This window comes from Longimicrobium sp. (assembly GCF_035474595.1).
Classification (GTDB): domain Bacteria; phylum Gemmatimonadota; class Gemmatimonadetes; order Longimicrobiales; family Longimicrobiaceae; genus Longimicrobium.
Genome location: NZ_DATIND010000081.1, coordinates 1 through 16,860, shown reverse-complemented (window position 1 = coordinate 16,860; position 16,860 = coordinate 1). Strand labels below are relative to the sequence as shown.

Below are 16,860 nucleotides of genomic sequence, written 5' to 3'. Positions count from 1 at the left end.
TCCTTCATGTAGCCGATGGAGAAGATGTGGATCAGCGACCCCACCCCGGTGATGATCAGCGTCATCAGGATGGAGAGCGGGTCCAGCTGCAGCCGCGCGGCGATCTGCAGGTTGTCGACGGCGATCCAGCTCCACCCGTCCGAAAGTGCGACGCGCGAATGCTCGCCGGCGCCGCGCATGGCCAGGAAGTTGAGCACCGCCACGATGAACGACGCGATCAGCACCCCCGGCGCGATCAGCGACGGCAGGGTGTGCGTGAACGGCTTCGGCCCGGCGGGCGCATGGTCGTCGTGCGCGTCGTGACCGTGCGCGTCGTGGGCCGCGTGCCCGTGAGCGACGTCGTGGCCGTGCGCGTGCGCGTCGTGCCCCGCGGCGGCGCGGTCGACGGGGTGCGCGTCGGTGCCGTGGTCGTGGTGTTCCTGCTCGCTGGGCTCCGTGGCGCCCACAGACGCGTGGGCCAGGGCGGGAGCGTGCGCGGGGACCGCGGCGTGGCCGTGGGCGTCGTGCGCGTGGTCGTAGTACGGGTCGCCCACCGGCGGCAGCTTCGGCAGCGCGCGCCGGGCGGCGATGACCGACAGGAGGCCGTTCACCACGAACCCGAGGAGCGGGAGGCCCACGATCAGCCAGGGGTACACCGGGTGGAACCCGGCTGCGCCGTGGCCCGCCGCGTCCGCGGCGCCCTGGACGGCCTGTGCCGCGCCGTGAGCCGCTTCTTGAAGGAGGAGCATCGGTCGCCCTACCACCTGAGCAGGCTGAAGTTCTTCATGTCCACCGACTCACGGTGCCGGAAGACGGCGATCATGATGGCGAGCCCCACCGCGGCCTCGGCGGCGGCGACGGCGATCACGAAAAAGACGAACACCTGGCCCTGCACCCCGGCGTAGGGCGAGAGCGCCACGAAGGCCAGGTTCACGGCGTTCAGCATCAGCTCCACGCACATGAACAGCACGATCGCGTTGCGGCGCACGATCACGCCGCCCACGCCGATGGCGAAGAGGATGGCGGACAGCCCCAGCGAGTAGCTCAGCGGAATCTGGTTCACGTCTACACCTTGCGCTTGGCCAGGACCACCGCGCCCACGACCGCCACCAGCAGCAGGATGGCCGTCGCCTGGAGCGGCACCACGTACTCGTTGTAGAGGGGGATCCCGATCAGCCCCACCACGCCGTACCGGGCCTGCTGCGTGGCCAGCGCCTCGGGCCCCGCCACGCTCCCCAGGTTGCGCGGCACGTCGACGGTGAAGGCGCGCGCCAGGAAGGCCAGGATGAGCAGCGAGGCCCCGCCCGCCGCGATCTTCCACCCCAGGCCGCGGATGTCCGGCTCGTAGTCGTTGCCCAGGTTCAGCAGCATGATCACGAACAGGAACAGCACCATGATGGCGCCCGCGTACACCAGGATCTGGATGATCCCGATGAAGTAGGCGCCCAGCAGGGTGTAGATGGCGGCCACGGAGAAGAACGAGGCGATGAGCCACATGGCGCAGGCGACCGGGTTCTTCCGGGTCACCATGGCCAGCGCGCTCCCCGCCGCGCACGCCGCGAAGAAGAAGAAAAATATCTGGATGATCATCGCATCCCGTCGGGTGGCTCAGCCCCACCGCGTCCCCGCCCCACTCCCGCCCGGGGCGAAATGAAAATCACCGCACCGACAACCGCCATCGGGTGGCGACGAGGATCGAATCTCCCCATCCTCCCGCCCGCCGTTTCGTACTTCCGTACTCCCCGTACTTTCGTACTTCCCTCACTCCCGCACTTCCGCACTCACGCACTCCCGCACTTCTTCACTCCCCCGCCGGATCGCTCGGGTCCCACAGCAGCGTCACCGGATGCGTCTGCGCCATCAGCCGGTCCAGGTCGTACACGAAGTTGTGGCGCGTGAACTCGGCGTTCTCGTAGTGGTTGCCCACGTGGATGGCCTCCACCGGGCACACCTCCTGGCACATCCCGCAGAAGATGCAGCGGAACTCGTCGATCTCGTAGACGATGGGGTAGCGGTTCCCCTGGTCGTCCTCGCCCGGCACCAGCTTGATGCAGTTGGCGGGGCAGATGGTGGGGCACAGGCCGCACGCCACGCACTTGGGGCGCCCGTCCTCGTGCTGCTCCATCACGTGCGTCCCCCGCCAGCGCGGACTGAGCTCCTTCTTCACGTCCGGGTACTGGATGGTCAACTCGCTGCGGTCGCCGGCCGACTTTGCCATGTGGCGGAAGGTCAGCGACATCCCCTTCAGCGTGGCCCGCATGTAGCTGCTCTTGCCGGCGGACCGCTTCATCACCTTTACGTTGATCGCCATCTTCAGCGCACCTGCTGGGCGTTGGCCACCACCGGCACCCGGCGCGCCTGCGCCCGGGCGCGCGCCGCCTCGCGGGCGACGCGGCGCTTCTCTTCCATGGCCCCGGTGCCGGTGAGCGTGTGTCCCTTGTCCATCACCCACACCACGATCGCCAGCATCGGCAGGTTCACCGCCGAGAGCGCGACCCCCCATTTCCACCCGTACTCCACGCCGAAGCTGTCCAGCGCCAGCACCGCCGCGGCCGTGACGACGACGGCGAAGAGCGCGGCCGGGAGCATGATCTTCCACCCCAGGTCCATCACCTGGTCGTAGCGGAAGCGCGGCACCGTCCAGCGCACCAGCATGAACACCAGGATGAACAGGAAGGTCTTCGCGCTGAAGGCGACGAGCGTGAGCAGCGTGATCCACCAGTGCGGCGCGTGGCCCACCCAGGCGCCGTTCAGCACGCCGTACATGTTGTCGCCCTGCCAGACGGGGATGTCCCACCCGCCCAGGAAGAGCGTGGCCATCAGCATCGACACGGTCAGCACGTGCGAGTACTCGGCGATGAAGAACATGGAGAACTTCATCGCGCTGTACTCGGTGTGGTAGCCGGTCACCAGCTCGCTCTCGGCCTCGGGAAGGTCGAACGGCAGCCGGTTGGTCTCGGCGAAGCAGCTGATCCAGAAGAAGAAGAAGGAGACGGCCAGCGGCACGATGAACCAGAAGTGCATCTGCTGCTGCTTCCACACGATCTCGCTGAGCGAGACGTTCCCCGTGACCATGAAGACGGACATCAGCGACAGGCCCAGCGCGATCTCGTACGAGATCATCTGCGCGCCCGCGCGGAGCCCGCCGAGAAGGGCGTACTTGTTGTAGCTGGCCCACCCCGCGATCACGATCCCGTAGACGCCCAGCGAGCTGAAGGCGAGGAGGAAGAGGATCCCCACCGGGAGGTCGGCGATGATCATGGGCACCACCCCCCACCGCGTGGGCAGCGGGCTGGCGAAGGGGATCACCGCGAAGGTGACCATCGCGGGGATGATGGAGAGCATGGGCGCCAGGGTGAAGAACACCCGGTTGGCCTCGGCCGGGTTGGTCTCCTCCTTCAGGATGTTCTTCAGCCCGTCTGCCGCGGGCTGGAGAAGGCCGCCGGGGCCCACGCGGTTGGGGCCCAGGCGGTCCTGCATCCACGCGCTCACCTTGCGCTCCATCAGCGTGAGCATGGCCACGATGACCAGCACCGCCACGAACACCACCAGCACCTTGATGATGGTGATCCAGTAGTACGCGGGGCCGGCGATCTCGTGGTACGTCGGTATGGTTGCCTGCATCGGCGGACTCGTCCGTCCTTGTCTCGCGATTTCGTTCCCCCGCCGTCCCCACGGACGGCGGGTCAGGTCGTCAGCTTCAGTCGCCCGCTTCGGCGAAGCTGGGGAGCGGCGCGCCCTGCTGCCCCAGCTCGGCCCACTGCAGCGCGCCGAACTCGGGGCGCACGCCGGCCAGCGCCGCGAAGGCGTCGGCCGCGGTGGCGGCGGGCGCGGCGTCGCTGATCCCGGCCAGCAGCACGCCCAGGATCTGCCACGCCGGGCGCGACATCCCCGGCGCCTGCAGCGCGGGCCAGAAGCGCTGCACCCGCTTCTGCACGTTGGTGAACGTCCCCTCCATCTCCGCGAACGTGGTCGCGGGAAGCACGAAGTGGGCGTTGCGCGCCGCGGGGGAAAGGAAGTGGCCCACGTAGACGTACACGCTGGCGTCCTGCCCGAACGTCTCCGGCGCGTCCGTCAGCTCGTCGCCCAGCACCCAGAGCACGCCGCCGTGCGCGGCCGACTGCTCCAGCCCGCCCAGCCCCTCGCGGTCGCCCACGCGGTTGAAGCCGAGCACGTCCGCGCCGTTGGAGTTGGCCGCGCGGTCGGTCCTGAGCGCCAGCGTGGGGAAGCCGGGGAGGACGACTTCCTCGCCCGTGGGGCAGCGGTAGACGCCGGTGCCGCCGCCGGTGGCGTCCATCACCCGGCGCAGCAGCCCCATGTCCTCGTTGGCCATGAAGGGCGACACGACGGCGCGCGCCTCGCCGCCCGCGGCCTCCTTCAGCGCCGCGGCCAGCCGCTTCAGCGCGTCAGACCAGGAGAGGGCGACGAACCGGTCTCCCTCCTTCACCATCGGCGCCTCGATGCGCGCGCCGCGGTTGATCCACTCGTAGTTCAGCCGGCCGTAGTCGCACATCCAGTGCGCGTTCACTTCCGGGTTGGGGCGCGGCTTGATGCGCATCACCTGGTTGTCGCGCGTTTCCAGGCGGACGTTGCACCCCTGGCTGCAGTTGGGGCAGATCGAGGGATTTCGATCGAGATCCCAGGCCCGCGCCTTGTGCAGGAAGTCCTTGGAGACCAGCGCGCCCACCGGGCAGATGTCGACGATGTTGTCGGCCCAGAGGTTCCCCTCCAGCCCCTCGTCGAAGAAGGTGTCGATGACGTTGCGGTGCCCGCGCTGCACCACCGCCAGGCGCTCGTCCTGCGCGACCTCGCGCATGAAGCGCACGCAGCGGGTGCACATCACGCAGCGGTCGGCGTAGAACAGCACGTCGCCGCCGAAGTCGTCGCGCCCCAGCACGCGCTTGGGCTCGAGCGAGCGCCCCATCGCGCGCCCCTCGGCGCTGGTGTAGTCCTGCAGCTTGCACTCGCCGCTCTGGTCGCAGACCGGGCAGTCGAGCGGGTGGTTCACCAGGTAGAACTCCAGCACGCCCTGCCGGGCCTCGAGCGCCTTCTCGCTCTGCGTGTGGATCACGTTGCCGTCGGCCACGGTCGCCACGCAGGCGGGCTGCAGCTTGGGCACCTTCTCGATCTCCACCAGGCACATGCGGCACTGCGCCGGGGCGGTGAGCCCCGGGTGGTAGCAGTAGTGCGGGACGTCCACCCCCGCCATCGCCGCGGCATCGAGGATGCGCGTGCCCTTGGGCACGTCCAGCTCCATGCCGTCGATGGTGATGTGGACCGTCTCGGCGGTCGGGTTCGCGTCGGCCATCGCCGATTACCTCTCCAGTTCGGTCTAGCGGACGGAGCCGGGCTCGGCGCCGGTCATCCCCGCCCCGGCCAGCGCGGGCTCCTTCGCCATCAGCGCCTCGTAATCACCCCGGAACTTCTGGATGCTGCTGGTGATGGGCGCCGCGGCGGCGTCGCTCAGCACGCAGATCGTCTTCCCGCTCATGTTGTCGGAGATCTGCAGCAGCGTGTCGATGTCCTCGGGCACGCCGCGTCCCTGCTCGATGCGGCGCAGGATCTTGGCGGCCCACGCGGTGCCCTCGCGGCAGGGGGTGCATTGCCCGCAGCTCTCGTGGGCGTAGAAGTCCACCATCCGCCGCACCTGCTTCACCACGTTCGTCGTCTCGTCCATGACGATGACCGAGCCGCAGCCGAGCATCGTCCCCGCGGCGGCCATGGCCTCGTAGTCCATCCCGATGTCCAGCTCGTCGGCGGTGAGGATGGGGACGGAGCTGCCGCCCGGGATCACCGCCTTGATCGGCCGCCCGTCGGGGGTGCCGCCGCAGACGTCGTAGATGAACTCCTTGAAGTTGAAGCCCAGCGGCACCTCGTAGTTCCCGGGGCGCTTCACGTGCCCCGAGACGCAGAAGAGCTTGGTGCCCACCGACTTCTCCGTGCCCCACTGCTTGTACCAGTCGGCGCCGTTCTGCACGATGTGCGCGGCGGCGATCAGGCTCTCCACGTTGTTCACCGCCGTGGGCTTGCCGAAGGCGCCGGCGATGGCCGGGTAGGGCGGCTTCACGCGGGGCTCGCCGCGGCGGCCCTCCAGCGAGTTCAGCAGCCCCGTCTCCTCGCCGCAGATGTAGGCGCCCGCGCCGATGGAGAGGACCACGTCGATGTCGATCCCCGTCCCCAGGATGTTCTTCCCCACGTAGCCGGCGGCGTAGGCCTCCTCGATGGCCTTCGCCATGATCTGCGCGGCCTCGAAGAACTCGCCGCGCACGTAGATGTAGGCGCGCTCGGCGTTGATGGCGTACGCGCCGATGACGCATCCTTCCACCAGCGCGTGCGGCGTCCACCGCATGAGCTCGCGGTCCTTGAAGGTGCCGGGCTCGCTCTCGTCGGCGTTGCAGACCAGGTAGTGCGGCGTGCCGGGCACCTTCTTGGGCATGAAGCTCCACTTCAGCCCCGTGGGGAAGCCCGCGCCGCCGCGGCCGCGCAGCCCCGACGCCTTCACGGTGTTGACGATCTCCTCGCGCGGAGTCGCCAGCGCCTTGCGGAGCGCCTGGTATCCGCCGCGCTGCTCCCACCCCTTCAGCGTCCGCGCCTCGGGGTCGCCGAAGTAGCGGGAAAGGATGCGGACTTCTTTCGGGTGCGTGTATGGATACGCCATCGGGTTTCGCTTCGGGTAACCGGCACCTAGGTCCTAAGTCCTAAGTCCTAAGTCCTAAGTCCTAAGTCCTAAGTCCTAAGTCCTAAGTCCTAAGTCCTAAGTCCTAAGTCCTAAGTCCTAAGTCCTAAGTCCTAAGTCCTAAGTCCTAAGTCCCAAGTCCCAAGTCCCAAGCCCTGAGTCCTGAGTGATCTGCTCGCCGTCCAACTTGGGACTTAGGACTTGGGACTCAGGACTTCTTTTCCTTCCCTACGTCAGCATCGCCAGGATGTCCGGCACGTTCTCGGGCCGGACGTTCTCCAGGTACCGCTCGTTCACCTGCACCGCCGTGGGGAAGCCGCAGGCGCCCAGGCACTCCACCTCCATCACCGTCCACAGGCCGTTGGCGCTGGTCTCGCCCGCCTCGGTGCCGGTGTGCTTCAGGAACGCCTCGAACACCGCGTCGCCCCCGCACAGATTGCAGGAGATGTTGGTGCACACCTGGATCAGGTACTTCCCCACCGGGCCCAGGTTGTACATGGTGTAGAAGCTGGCCACGCCGCGCACGTACGCCGGCGCCAGCTCCAGCCGCTCCGCCACCTCGTCCATCGTCGCCGGGCTCAGGTAGCCGCGGATCTCGTGCGCCATGTGCAGCGCCGGGAGAAGCGCGTTCTGCCGGTCCGGGTACTCGCCCAGGATCTTCTGCAGGCGCTCCTCATACGGCCCCACGAAGATCGGCGCCTCGGGGTCCTTCTCCGCGATCTGGTACGGCATCGAGCCGGCGACCACCGGGAGGCCGCCGTCCTTCGGGCGCACTCCCACGTAGGCGTTGCCGCGCACGTCCGCCTCGCTGAGCTGCGCGAACTCGCCGGTGTCGCCCGCCCAGCCGGGGTTCTGCTTCGCCTCGGGCCAGGAGGACGGCGGCGAGTCGGGCTGCCCTGCCTTCGGGGCGCTCATCGGTCGATCTCTCCCAGCACGATGTCGAGCGACGCGTTCACCGCGATCACGTCGGAGAGCAGCGCCCCCTCGATCATGTGCGGGATGGCCGCGATGTTGATGAAGCTGGGCCCGCGCACCCGCCAGCGGACGGGCTTCGCGCCGCCGTCGCTCACCACGTACATCCCCAGCTCGCCCTTCGACGACTCCACGCTGAACCAGCTCTCGCCCACCGGAGCGCGCACGCCCTCCATCACCACCTTGAAGTGGTGGATCATGCTCTCCATGTCGTTCATCGCCGCCGTCTTGGGCGGAAGGATGACGCGCGGGTCGTCCACGTTGATGGAGCCGCTGGGAAGGCGGTCGATGGCCTGGCGGAGGATGCGCACGCTCTGCCGCATCTCCTCCATCCGGCAGAGGTAGCGGTCATAGATGTCGCCGTGCTCGCCCACGGGCACGTCGAAGTCGTACGTCTCGTAGTCGTAGTACGGCCGGTCCTTGCGCACGTCGTAGCTGACGCCCGACGCGCGGAGGTTGGGGCCGCTGAGCCCCCAGTTCACCGCGTCCTCGCCGCTGATGGAGCCCACGCCCTGCGTCCGGCCCACCCAGATGGCGTTGTTGGTCAGCAGCGTCTCCACCTCGTCCACGACGGGGAGGAAGTTGTCGAGGAACTCGTTCAGCTGCGCGATCCACCCCGCCGGCAGGTCGGCCATCATCCCCCCGATGCGCGTGCTGGAGGTGGTGATGCGGGCGCCGGTGAAGCGCTCGTGCAGGTCGTAGATCTTCTCGCGCTGCTGGAAGGTGTAGAGGAAGACGGTGAAGGCGCCCAGGTCGATGGCCGTGGTTCCCAGCCAGAGCAGGTGGCTGAAGATGCGGTCCAGCTCCATGCAGATGACGCGCACCACCTTGCAGCGCTCGGTGACGGTGATCCCCATCAGCTTCTCGACCGCCATGGCGTAGGCGCAGTTGTAGATCAGCGGCGCCAGGTAGTCCATGCGGTCGGTGAGCGGGACGATCTGGTTCCAGTCGCGGTACTCGCCCAGCTTCTCGAACGACGAGTGCAGGTAGCCGATGTGCGGGATGCAGCGCACCACCGTCTCGCCGTCCAGCTCCAGCACCAGGCGCAGCACGCCGTGCGTGGCCGGGTGCTGCGGGCCGATGTTGATGAGCATGTGCTCGCCGGCGATGTCCTCGTGCACCTCGTACGCCTCGCCCTCGTGCGGGACGATGGGCGCGTGCACCAGGCTGCCGCCGGGGGCCATCTCGGGGTTGCGCGTGACGTTGTAGATCAGTCTGCGGAGCGCCATCTCAGCCTGCCCCTCCCATTCCGCCGAACTGTCCCTGCGGAGATCCGCCGGCCTCGCCCTGGTCGAACGGGTCGGGCACGCTCTGCCCCAGCACGTGGGCGATCTCCAGCTCCATCGGCGAGTAGTGGTCTTCGGTCTTCATCGCCAGCGCGCGGCGGGTCTGCTCGGCGCGCGAGAAGCGGCCGCGCAGCGGGAAGTCCTTCCGCAGCGGGTGCCCCTCGGCGTAGTTGTACGGCATCAGGATGCGGCGCAGGTCCGGGTGGCCGCGGAAGACCACGCCGAACATGTCGTACACCTCGCGCTCCAGCCAGTCGGAGGCGCGCCAGAGGTGGAACACGCTGTCGATCTCCAGCGCCTGCAGCGGCAGCTCGCACTTCACCCGCAGGTTCAGCCGGTTGGGGATGGACCAGAGCTGGTATACCACCTGGATCTCCCGCCCGCCGCCGTAGTCCACGGCGGTGAGGTCCTGCAGGAAGTCGTAGCGGTGGGCCGGCTCGTCCTTCAGCCACCCCAGGATCTCCAGGTTCCGCGCCGCGGGCACGTACACGATGTGCTCGTCTCCCGCCACCACCTCGTGGCGCAGCACCGCGTCGCCGAAGCGCTGGCGGAGCGCGTCGACGCTGGGGTGCGGCGGCAGGGCGCCCGCCTGCGGAGGCGTGGCGTCGTCGCCGGCATCCGAGGGGCGGGGGCCCTGGTCGAGGCCTTCGAGGCCTTTCCTGAACGAATCGCTTTCGCTCATCTAACCCGGGATAGTCCTAAGTCCTGAGTCCTAAGTCCCAAGTGCTTTTTCACTTAGCACTAAGGACTTAGCACTTAGGACTTCAGTTATGGCCTTCGATCCGAAACCCGTACGACCGCGCCCGTGCTCACCAGCCCGCTCGAGCGGTTCTGGTTCGTGGAGTTGCCGAACGGGGCGGTGATGGCCTCGACCACTTCCTTCGGCAGGTACGAGCCGGTCTCGGGGAGCTGGTCCACCGCGTTCCACTCGTCCTCGCTGGTGGGCGCCGAGTTCCGGATCTTCTCCTGCACCAGCAGGATGCCGTAGATCAGTCCCTCGGGGCGCGGCGGGCACCCCGGCACGTATACGTCCACGGGGATGATGGTGTCGATCCCCTGCACCATGCTGTACACGTCGAACACGCCGCCGCTGCTGGCGCAGGCGCCCATGGAGATGCACCACTTGGGGCTGGGCATCTGCTCCCAGATCTTCTTCAGCACCGGCGCCATCTTGTAGCTCACCCGCCCCGCGCAGATCAGCAGGTCGGCCTGCCGCGGGCTGAAGCTCATCCGCTCCATCCCGAAGCGCGCCAGGTCGTAGCGGGTGGCCGCGGTGGCCATCATCTCGATGGCGCAGCACGCCGTGCCGAAGGGCATGGGCCACAGCGAGTTCGTGCGCGCCCAGTTCACCACCGACTCCAGCTTGGTGGTGAGGAAGCTGGGCTGGCCGGTGAACAGCCCGCCCTGCGCGAGGCCGGCGTCGGCCGCTTCCTTCTGCACCGAGCCCGGCGCGCCGGTGTGCACCGCGGGCGCGTCCGGGCCCTTCTTCTCTATCGGCTGCATGTCGTTCAATCCCATTCCAGCGCTCCCTTCTTCCACTCGTAGACCAGCCCCACCGTGAGGATGAAGATGAACACCATCGCGGCGGCGAAGCCTCCCCACCCCAGCGCCCGGGCCGACACGGCCCAGGGGAGGAGGAAGACCGTTTCCACGTCGAACACGATGAAGAGGATCGCCACGACGTAGAACTTGACCGAAAAACGCTCGCGCGTGCTGCCCAGCGGGGTGATGCCGCTTTCGTACGGCGAAGCCTTGACCTTGGTCTGCTTCCCCGGGCTCAGCACGTTCGACAGGATGACCATTCCGATCGCCTGCGCGATGCTCAGCGCGAGCAGGATCAGCACGGGCAGATACGGACGGAGCATCGTTGCCGGACCTCGGTTCGGTCGCGAGTTTGTGAAATCCTTCACTTGTCAGGAGCCGGGCCAAGATACTGCCCGCGCGCGAGCAGTGTCAAGCAGCGGCGGGGCTTGCTGGGGCCTGTCCGCGCGCGTACGTTGGCCGCTCGTTCCCGGCTTCCCGGAGTGCGTGCGGATACCCCCGCGTACGGGTTCCGTTCGCCCCGTCCGGCCAGGCTCTCCCGCCGCCTTCAAGTCTCGTTCCCCCATGAGCATCAGGCCCGACAGCTGGATCCGCCGGATGGCCCGCGAGCACGGGATGATCGAGCCGTTCGAGGACGCGCAGGTGCGCGGAGGAACCATCAGCTACGGAGTGTCGAGCTACGGCTACGACATGCGGGTGGCCAGCGAGTTCAAGATCTTCACCAACGTCAACAACGCCATCGTCGACCCCAAGGCGTTCAGCGACAAGTCTTTCGTGCCATTCGAAGGCGATGTCTGCATCGTCCCCCCGAACTCGTTTGCCCTTGCGAGATCGGTGGAGTACTTTCGTATCCCCCGGAACGTAATCACACTTTGCGTCGGAAAATCGACTTACGCGAGGTGTGGGATAATTACAAATGTTACACCCTTCGAGCCGGAGTGGGAGGGGTACGTGACGCTGGAGATCAGCAACACCACGCCGCTCCCCGCCAAGATCTACGCGAACGAGGGGATCGCGCAGGTGATCTTCTTCGAGAGCGACACGCCGCCGGACGTGAGCTACGCCGACCGGAAGGGGAAGTACCAGGGGCAGATCGGGGTGACGACGCCGCGGCTGTGAAGCGCCCCGAATAGAATTCGGGGGCAACGACGGCACAAAGTCCCTGCGGGACTGCTGCCTTGCCTCTTGGCGGCAAACCCGACGAGGTGCTGGGAAAGATTGTTGGGCGGTAGTGATGAGGTATCCCCCGCGCGCCGATGCCGGGGCGCAGTCCCGCAGGGACTTTGTGCGGTTGTTGCCGGTGAATTTCATTCACCGGTCGCGGGGCGCGCATCGTGCAGCGGCGGGCGCGCCGGCTTGGACGCGCGACCGTGATCGAGATCGAACGACGACGGTTTTCCGTCTCCACCTATCTGCCCGAGTGCCGGACCCGAGTGTGATGACGCAGACGCCCGTTACCCCCAAGCAGCTCGACGCCATCCGCGAGGTGGTGAACATCGGCGCAGGCCACGCCGCCACCAACCTGTCGGCGCTCACCGGGCTGCGGGTGATGATCTCCGTCCCCCGCATCCAGTTCGCCAGCGGCGACGCGGAGGTGGCGCAGGAGCTGCCCGGGAGCGGGCCGCTCGTCGTGGTCGCCGTGCCCATCATCGGCGTGACCGAGAGCGGCGGCGAGCGCGCGAGTCTGATCCTGGCGCGCGACACGGCGCTGCGCATGGTGTCGCTGATGCTGCGCCGCCAGCCCAGCGACTCCATCGGCCCGCTGGAGCAGAGCGCGCTGAGCGAGATGGGGAACATCGTCTGCGCCGCCTACGTGGGCGTGCTGGGCACCTTCCTGGGCAAGGGCGTGATGATCGGCACCCCCGAGCTGCACGAGGGCGGGCGCGCCGACCTGGCCCACCACGTGAGCGGGCTGATGATCGAGACCGACTTCTCCTTCCTGGACACCACCTTCGAGGGCGTGTTCGTCCTCTCGCACAGCGACGTGTCGTTCTCGTCGCTGCTGCGCGCGCTGGGCTTTACCGACGTGGCCGCCTGAGCGTGGGAGTACGAACGTACGAAAGCACGGGAGTACGATCCTCCCGATGACTCCGCTCCCGGCGCGGGCGCGATGACGGCGGGCGACTTCTCGGCCGCGGCGCGGGCGGACCACTGGGACGCGCTCGGGCGCGAGGAGTGGGACCTGCTGGTCGTCGGCGGGGGGATCACCGGCGCGGCGGCGGCGCGCGACGCGGCGGGACGGGGACTCAACGTCGCGATCGTGGATGCGGGGGATTTCGGGACGGGGACGAGCAGCCGGTCGTCGCGGCTGGTCCACGGCGGGCTGCGATACCTGGAGACGTACGACTTCGGCCTCGTGTTCGAGGCGAGCGCAGAGCGGCGCCGGCTCCTGGAGCTGGCGCCGCATCTCGTGCATCCCCTGCCCTTCGTCTTTCCCGTCTACCGCGGTGGCCCCACGCCCTTCCTGATGCTGTGGGCGGGGATGTGGCTGTACGACGCGCTTGCCCTCTTCCGCAACATCCGCGGGCACCGCATCCTCTCGAAGGACGACCTGGCGAAGGAGGAGCCGGAGCTCAGGCGCGACGGGCTGGCGGGCGCGGCGATGTACTACGACGCGGCGGTCGACGACGCGCGCCTCACCCTGGCCAACGCCCGCGGCGCGCACGAGTCCGGCGCCGCCGTGGTCCCGCATGCGGAGGTCGTCCGCTTCCTGAACGAAGGGAAGGGAGTCCGAGGAGCGCGGGTTCGCGACCGGCTTACGGGCGCGGAGACGGAGGTGCGCGCGCGGGTGACGCTGAACGCCACCGGGCCGTGGAGCGACGCCGTGCGCCGGCTGGCCGACCCCGCCGCGAAGCCGCGGCTGCGGCCCACCAAGGGTGTGCACATCCTGGTGGAGCGGGCGCGGATCGGGAACCGGCGCGCCATCACCTTCCAGTCGCCCATCGACGGGCGGGTGATGTTTGTGCTGCCGTGGGGCGACTTCACCTACGTGGGGACGACGGACACCGACTACGCCGGCTCACCGGGCGACGTGCGCGCCGACGCGGCAGACGTGGAGTACCTGGTGAAATCCGCCAACTCCGTGTTCCCCAACGCGCGGCTGACGACGGCCGACGTGGTGAGCACCTGGGCGGGGATCCGGCCGCTGCTGGCGCCGCGCGCCGCGGGGGCCAAGGAGAGCGCCACCAGCCGCGAGCACGAGATCTGGTGGGACAGGTCGGGGCTGCTGAGCATCGCCGGGGGGAAGCTGACCACCTACCGGGTGATGGCCGAGCAGGTGGTCGACCGCGCCACGCGCCGCCTCCGCGACGATTACAAGGTGGAGAGCGGGATCTCGCCGACGGAGGACCTCCCGCTCCCCGGCGCGCCGCACGAGCCGTGGGACGACTTCGCCGCGCGGATCGAGCGCGACGCGGCCGCGCTGGGGATCGACGCCACCGCGGCGAAGCATCTCGCCCGCGCCTACGGCGAGGACGCGGAGATGCTGATCGACTCGATCCGTGCCGACCGGGCGCTGGGCGAGCGCATCGTGCCGCGCTTCCCCTACCTGTGGGCCGAGGTGCCGCACGCCGTCCGCCACGAGATGGCGATGACGCTGGACGACCTGCTCGTCCGCCGCCTGCACCTGTTCTACGAAGCGCGCGACGGCGGCCTGTCCGTCGCCCATCAACTGGCGGAGCGGATGGCGCGCGAGCCCGGCATCGGGTGGGACGCGGCGGAAACCGGGCGGCAGGTGGAGCGCTACCGCGCGGCCGTCGAGGCGACGCGGGGATTCGGGACGGGAGCGGGGGGATGAGGAGCGCCAGACTCTTCATCGCCCTGCTGCTGGTGCCGCTGGCGGCGTGCCCGGGCCCGCCGCCGGGGAAGGGGCCGAAGGCGGCGCAGGGATACCAGCGCTCCGCCGCCGTCATCGCGGCGCTGGCGCGGTACCGCGGCGACACCGGCCGCTACCCGGCGCAGCTGCGCGACCTGGCGCCGCGCTGGATCGCGCCCGCCGCGCTGGAGCCGCCGGTGCAGCCGCAGTACCCGTTCGAGTACGTCGGCACCGGCGACGGCTACCTGCTGAAGTTCCGCTACTCCGGCCCCGGGATGAACGACTGCGAATACTCGCAGCCGCCCGGGAAGTGGCAGTGCGGCGGGCATTACTGAGCGAAGCCGGGAAGACGATTCTCTCGGAGTGAGGTGGAGGGCGGGGAGGACGGCGGCGCTACGGCCGCTCGACGGACATCCTCCCGGCTTCCTTGTTGAATCCGCTTCCGTCGCCTACGATTTGGGGAAGCACGCATCGCCATCCGTCTTCCTCTCCCGCCCAGAGGTGGCCCATGCCCCACCGCCCGTGGACCAGCCACTACGTCCAGGGAACGCGTACCGAAATCCCCCCCATCCCCTACAAGCACCTGCCGGACATGTTTCGCTACGTGGCCAGCCAGTTCGGGCCGCGCACGGCGTTCACGCAGTGCATGCCCAACGGGATGGACGCGTCGCTCACCTTCGCGCAGACGGACCGGCTGAGCGACGCCTTCGCCGCGTACCTGCGCGAGACGCTGGGGCTGCAGGCGGGCGACCGGGTGGCGGTGCAGCTTCCCAACTGCCTGGCGTACGTGGTGGCGGCGTTCGGCATCCTGAAGGCCGGCTGCATCCTGGTGAACACCAACCCGCTCTACACCGCGCCCGAGATGACGCACCAGTTCTCGGACTCGGGCGCGCGGGCGCTGGTGATCCTCGACATGTTCGCCGACCGCCTTCCCGCCGTCGTCCCCGCCACGAAGGTCGAGACGGTGGTGCTGGTGAGCATCGCGGAGATGTTCGCGCCGCTGCGCCGCATCCTCATCAAGACGGTGCTGAAGCACGTGCGGAAGGAGGTGCCGAAGCCGAAGGTGGCGCACACCACGTTCTCCGCGGCGATGAAGGCCGGGAAGGCGGCGCTGAAGACGGCGAAGGTGCCGCACTACGTGGCACACCTGGAGCTGGACGACGGAGCGGCACTGCAGTACACCGGCGGCACCACGGGCGTCAGCAAGGGCGCCCTGCTCACGCACCGCAACCTGCTGGCGAACACCATGCAGCTGGAGGAGGTCAGCCAGCACTTCCTGCGCACCGGCGAGGAGTGCGTGCTGACGGCGCTCCCCTTCTACCACATCTTCGCGTTCACGGTGAACCTGCTGCTGTTCTACGCCGTGGGCGCGCGCGACGTGATGGTGCCCAGCCCGCGGCCGATCACCGCCCTGAAGAAGGCGTGGGCGAAGTACCCCATCACCTGGTTCACCGGCGTGAACACGCTGTACAACGCGCTGCTGAACGAGGAATGGTTCCGCAGCGCTCCGCCGAAGCACCTGGTCGCCTCGCTGGCCGGGGGGATGGCGCTGCACTCGGCCGTGGCCGCGCGGTGGAAGGAGGTGACGGGAACGCCCGTCGTGGAAGGCTACGGGCTTACGGAGACGTCGCCGGTGGTGACCTTCAACCCCATCGGGGGACTGGTGAAGGACGGGACGATCGGCGTCCCGCTCCCCTCGACCGACCTGATCCTGGTGGACGAAGCCGGCGCGCCGGTGGCCGAGGGCGAGCCCGGCGAGCTGCTGGTGAAGGGACCGCAGGTGATGCCCGGCTACTGGCAGCGCCCCGACGAGACCGCGAAGGTGATCGACGCCGACGGCTGGCTGCACACCGGCGACATCGCCGCGATGGACAGCGACGGCTACGTGCGGATCGTGGACCGGAAGAAGGACATGATCCTGGTGAGCGGCTTCAACGTCTACCCGAACGAGGTCGAGGAGGTGATCGCCCAGCTCGCGGAGGTGGCCGAGGTGGGCGTGATCGGCGTTCCCGACGAGCGCACCGGCGAGGCGGTGAAGGCGGTGATCGTGAAGAAGAGCGCCGCGCTGACCGCCGAGGACGTGGTCCGCCACTGCCGCGAGCAGATGACCTCGTACAAGGTGCCCAAGCAGGTGGAGTTCCGCGCCGAGCTCCCCAAGAGCAACGTGGGCAAGATCCTGCGCAAGGACCTGCGCACCGCCCCGCCGCAGGAGGCGAAGGCGGCGGTCTAGACGCGCAAGTCGGCCGGCGCAGACTTCCCCGACGACGTCATCGCGTGGTGAAGAGAAAGGCGCGGGCGCAGCCGGTCACCGGCGACTGATGAAGTCGCAGCAACAACTACGGGAAGCCTCGCAAACTGCGCGAGGCTGTTCGGCTCATTCCGCAGCATCGGTGCTCACGATCGATCTCCTTTCACCCTCCCTGGACGCGCCCGGTCGGGACGACTCAGGATGATACCATTTCCTTAAGCTGATTGTGCAGAATAGATGTTCCGCAGGTACTCGTAGCCGGTGATGGAGGCGAGAGTTTCGTTGGAGTAGTTGCGAAGGATCGTGGCCACACGCTCCTTCAGCGCGGCGAGGTCGGCGGGCA

The 16,860-nt window shown here is 68.5% G+C and carries 15 protein-coding genes and 2 pseudogenes; 5 read left to right on the top strand and 12 right to left on the bottom strand.

All coding sequences use genetic code 11. From position 1 onward, the window contains the following. The 12 genes and pseudogenes from VLK66_RS14220 to VLK66_RS14165 form a co-directional block, all read right to left on the bottom strand. A pseudogene (locus tag VLK66_RS14220) lies at window positions 1-728 on the bottom strand (hypothetical protein); the annotation flags it as partial. An 8-nt stretch (window positions 729-736) separates the two neighbouring features. Beyond that, window positions 737-1,033 (bottom strand): NADH-quinone oxidoreductase subunit NuoK, encoded by a 297-nt coding sequence (gene nuoK, locus VLK66_RS14215; protein ID WP_349260507.1) that lies wholly within the window; start codon window positions 1,031-1,033, stop codon window positions 737-739. Between the two features lie 11 nt (window positions 1,034-1,044). Beyond that, a complete protein-coding gene (locus tag VLK66_RS14210; protein WP_325310096.1) occupies window positions 1,045-1,569 on the bottom strand; it encodes an NADH-quinone oxidoreductase subunit J in 525 nt (174 codons plus the stop codon). A 211-nt stretch (window positions 1,570-1,780) separates the two neighbouring features. After that, window positions 1,781-2,290 carry an NADH-quinone oxidoreductase subunit I gene (locus VLK66_RS14205; protein WP_325310095.1) on the bottom strand — a complete coding sequence of 170 codons (510 nt, stop codon included), beginning with the start codon at window positions 2,288-2,290 and terminating at the stop codon, window positions 1,781-1,783. 2 nt (window positions 2,291-2,292) lie between these two features. Then, complete coding sequence (nuoH, locus tag VLK66_RS14200; protein ID WP_325310094.1) at window positions 2,293-3,603, bottom strand: NADH-quinone oxidoreductase subunit NuoH; 1,311 nt, start codon at window positions 3,601-3,603, stop codon at window positions 2,293-2,295. Between the two features lie 76 nt (window positions 3,604-3,679). Beyond that, window positions 3,680-5,287 (bottom strand): molybdopterin-dependent oxidoreductase, encoded by a 1,608-nt coding sequence (locus VLK66_RS14195; RefSeq protein WP_325310093.1) that lies wholly within the window; start codon window positions 5,285-5,287, stop codon window positions 3,680-3,682. A gap of 24 nt (window positions 5,288-5,311) precedes the next feature. Beyond that, window positions 5,312-6,637 (bottom strand): NADH-quinone oxidoreductase subunit NuoF, encoded by a 1,326-nt coding sequence (nuoF, locus tag VLK66_RS14190; RefSeq protein ID WP_325310092.1) that lies wholly within the window; start codon window positions 6,635-6,637, stop codon window positions 5,312-5,314. A gap of 246 nt (window positions 6,638-6,883) precedes the next feature. After that, window positions 6,884-7,570 (bottom strand): NAD(P)H-dependent oxidoreductase subunit E, encoded by a 687-nt coding sequence (locus VLK66_RS14185; protein WP_325310091.1) that lies wholly within the window; start codon window positions 7,568-7,570, stop codon window positions 6,884-6,886. Then, on the bottom strand, window positions 7,567-8,856 hold the full coding sequence (nuoD, locus tag VLK66_RS14180) for an NADH dehydrogenase (quinone) subunit D (protein WP_325310090.1): 1,290 nt from the start codon (window positions 8,854-8,856) through the stop codon (window positions 7,567-7,569). The genes VLK66_RS14185 and nuoD overlap by 4 nt, the downstream gene beginning before the upstream one ends. A gap of 181 nt (window positions 8,857-9,037) precedes the next feature. Continuing rightward, window positions 9,038-9,493 (bottom strand): annotated as a pseudogene (locus VLK66_RS28755) (NADH-quinone oxidoreductase subunit C); the annotation flags it as partial. A 188-nt stretch (window positions 9,494-9,681) separates the two neighbouring features. Then, window positions 9,682-10,311 (bottom strand): NADH-quinone oxidoreductase subunit B, encoded by a 630-nt coding sequence (locus VLK66_RS14170; RefSeq protein WP_414676478.1) that lies wholly within the window; start codon window positions 10,309-10,311, stop codon window positions 9,682-9,684. Window positions 10,312-10,421: 110 nt separating this feature from the next. Next, the gene (locus tag VLK66_RS14165; RefSeq protein WP_325310087.1) at window positions 10,422-10,778 is read right to left on the bottom strand and encodes an NADH-quinone oxidoreductase subunit A; all 357 of its coding nucleotides are present in this window, start codon (window positions 10,776-10,778) and stop codon (window positions 10,422-10,424) included. Window positions 10,779-11,019: 241 nt separating this feature from the next. On the opposite strand from VLK66_RS14165, the gene dcd reads away from it, so the two are divergent. The 5 genes from dcd to VLK66_RS14140 all read left to right on the top strand — a co-directional run bounded on the left by dcd (window position 11,020) and on the right by VLK66_RS14140 (window position 16,499). Next, window positions 11,020-11,574 (top strand): dCTP deaminase, encoded by a 555-nt coding sequence (gene dcd / locus VLK66_RS14160; protein WP_325310086.1) that lies wholly within the window; start codon window positions 11,020-11,022, stop codon window positions 11,572-11,574. Window positions 11,575-11,893: 319 nt separating this feature from the next. After that, window positions 11,894-12,493 (top strand): chemotaxis protein CheC, encoded by a 600-nt coding sequence (locus tag VLK66_RS14155; protein WP_325310085.1) that lies wholly within the window; start codon window positions 11,894-11,896, stop codon window positions 12,491-12,493. Window positions 12,494-12,565: 72 nt separating this feature from the next. Next, entirely contained in the window at window positions 12,566-14,251 is a 1,686-nt protein-coding gene (gene glpD, locus VLK66_RS14150) for a glycerol-3-phosphate dehydrogenase (protein WP_325310084.1), read from the top strand. Continuing rightward, the gene (locus VLK66_RS14145; protein ID WP_325310083.1) at window positions 14,248-14,604 is read left to right on the top strand and encodes a hypothetical protein; all 357 of its coding nucleotides are present in this window, start codon (window positions 14,248-14,250) and stop codon (window positions 14,602-14,604) included. The genes glpD and VLK66_RS14145 overlap by 4 nt, the downstream gene beginning before the upstream one ends. A 173-nt stretch (window positions 14,605-14,777) precedes the next feature. After that, window positions 14,778-16,499, top strand: a complete 1,722-nt coding sequence (locus VLK66_RS14140) for an AMP-binding protein (protein ID WP_325310082.1) — start codon at window positions 14,778-14,780, stop codon at window positions 16,497-16,499. Window positions 16,500-16,860: the final 361 nt, after the last annotated feature.